The sequence below is a fragment of the Longimicrobium sp. genome (assembly GCF_036280135.1).
Classification (GTDB): Bacteria; Gemmatimonadota; Gemmatimonadetes; order Longimicrobiales; family Longimicrobiaceae; genus Longimicrobium.
Genome location: NZ_DASURI010000230.1, coordinates 1 through 2,451 on the forward strand (window position 1 = coordinate 1; position 2,451 = coordinate 2,451).

The 2,451-nt window shown below is 75.4% G+C and carries 1 protein-coding gene; it reads right to left on the reverse strand.

The window, feature by feature from the left end; genetic code table 11:
- On the reverse strand, positions 1 to 2,312 hold a 2,312-nt coding region (locus tag VFZ20_RS07075), incomplete at its 3' end, for a GAF domain-containing protein (RefSeq protein WP_329683143.1).
- Positions 2,313 to 2,451: the final 139 nt, after the last annotated feature.

Below are 2,451 nucleotides of genomic sequence, written 5' to 3' on the forward strand. Positions count from 1 at the left end.
AGCGGCGTGCGCAGCTCGTGGCTCATGGTGGCGAGAAAGCCGCTCTTGGCGTGGCTGGCGGCCTGCGCGCCCTCGTACAGCCGGGCGTTGCGCACGGCCAGGGCCGCCTGGTCGCCCAGCAGGGACAGGATCTCCAGCTCCTCGGGGGTGAACGGCGGGCGCGCGGGGCCGCGCACCAGCCCCAGCATTCCCAGCCGCTCGTCGCCGGCGCGCAGGGGGATGACGGCGTAGTGCTCCACCCCCACGCGCCGCAGCCACGCGGCCGCCGGGTGCGCGGCCTCGTCGTCCGCCGAGAACACGGTGGGGCCGCCGCGCCGGAACGCCTCGTCCGTGAGGCTGCCGTCCGCGCGGCCGCCCATCCCCCGCAGGGGCTCCATCAGCCCGCTGGCCACGGCCAGGCGCAGCTCCTCGCCGTGCTCGCCCGTCAGCAGGGTGAGGCCCGCGCCGTCCGCGCCCACCATCTCGCTGGCCAGGGCCACGATGCGCTCCATCACCTGCGCCGGGTCCAGCGTGCCGGTGAGCGTCTCCGCCGCACGCAGCAGGGCGCGGTTCACCTCGGCGCGGCGGTGCTCGCCGGCGTACAGCCGCGCGTTGTGCACGGCCAGCGCGGCGGAGTCGGCGAACGCCTCCAGCAGCCGCGCGTCCTCCTCCCCGAATCCGCCGCGGCGGTCCACCACGGCCAGCACACCGACGGCCTCGCCGTACGCGCGCATGGGCACCAGCAGCACGCTGCCGATCCCCAGCCGGTGCACCAGAGGAAGCATGGGGCTGGACGGGGGGAACGCGCCCGCGTCGTTGAAGCGCTGGGTGCCGTCGCGCAGCACCATCTCCACGGCGCTGCCGGCCATCGGGGCGCGCATCCCGTCGATCTGCTCCATCACGCCCAGCGCGGGGGCGATGCGCATCTCCTCCGTCCCCGGAAGCGGCGTGACGACGAAGCTGCCGCGGGCGCCCAGCAGCTCCATGGCGTTCTGCCCGGCGAGCCGCAGCACGTCGTCGGGATCCAGCGAGGAGACCAGCGCGCGACTCATCTCGCGCAGGGCCCGGCTTTCTTCCGCGCGCAGGGCGGCGTTGGCGGCGGCGTGCTCGGCCTCCGTCGTCCGCTGCACCAAGGCGCGCTCCAGCGAGAGCTGGCTGGTGACGTCGTAGAAGGCCACCATCCCCCGCTCCACCTGGCCGCCGGCGCCGCGCAGGGGCACGCCGGAGACGAGCACGTGGCGCTCGCGGCCGTCCGGCATCCACAGCACCACCTGCTCGTCGCGCACGGTCTCGCCGCGCAGGGCCCGCGCGAGGGGGATCTCGTCCTCGGGGAGCAGGGTGCCGTCGGGGCGCAGGGCCTGCCACCGGCTGGAATACTCGCCCAGGCGCGGGGCGCTCAGGGCCTCGGCGCTGCGGCCGCCCAGGGTGACGGCGGTAGGGTTGAGATAGACCGTGCGGCCGCTGGGCGCCTCGGCCACGATCACGCCCACGGGGAGCGTGTCCAGCACGTCGAACAGGGCGCGGCGCTCCGCCTCGACCTCGCGCCGGGCACGCACCAGCCCCGTGACCTCCACCGCCAGGATGAGCAGCATGCGCGGCCGGCCGTCCTCCCCCTGGCCCACCGGCCGGATGGACAGGCGAAACCAGGCCGTGCCGCGGTCAAAACCCGCGAACTCGAACTCGTCCGTCTCGAACGGCTCGCCCGTGTGGCGCACGCGCTCCAGCAGGGCGCCCACGCCGGACTCCTCGAACCGGGGAAGGAACTCCGAGATGGGACGGCCCAGAATGGCGCCCGGGCGGTTCCACGGGGCATCCAGCAGGCGGGCGTACGCGGCGTTGGTCTCCAGCACCACCAGCGTTCGCGCGTCCAGCAGGGCCAGCGCCACGGGCGCGTCGGCCACCAGCTCCTCCAGGCGCCGCTCGCGGTCCGCCAGGGACGCGTGCGCCTCCGTCACGCGCCGCTCCAGCGCCTCCATCTCGGCCCGCGCGGTGGCGTTGCGCAGGCGCACGCGCAGGTCGCCGCCGTCCACGGGCTCGGCCGTGAGCTCCCACACGTAGCCGCCGCCGCGCTCGCGCTCCACGCGCAGGGTGGCGGCGGTCCGCGTCCGCATGGCCTCGCGCAGCACGTCGGCCTCGGGCGTGTGCTCCCACTCCGGGAGCGCGTCCCAGAAGGTGGATACGGCGCCGCGCCCGCCCAGCAGGTCCAGGATCTCCAGGAGGGATGCGTTGGCGTACCGAATGCGCCAGGCGCCATCCAGCACGGCCACGCCGTCACGGGCGCGGCCGAACAGCGCCTCGTGCTCGCGCGTCGGTACCTCGGAGGTCGGGTTCACGGGCCGGGTTGCGGGGAGTGGTGCCAACGGCCGTCCTGGGAAGGCGGGAAGCCGGCAAGATCACGGCCAGATGGTTGGGATTCCGCTCGGGTCCGCACCCCGCTCGGGGCCCTCACCCCGCTCGTTCCTCGCGGCCCTC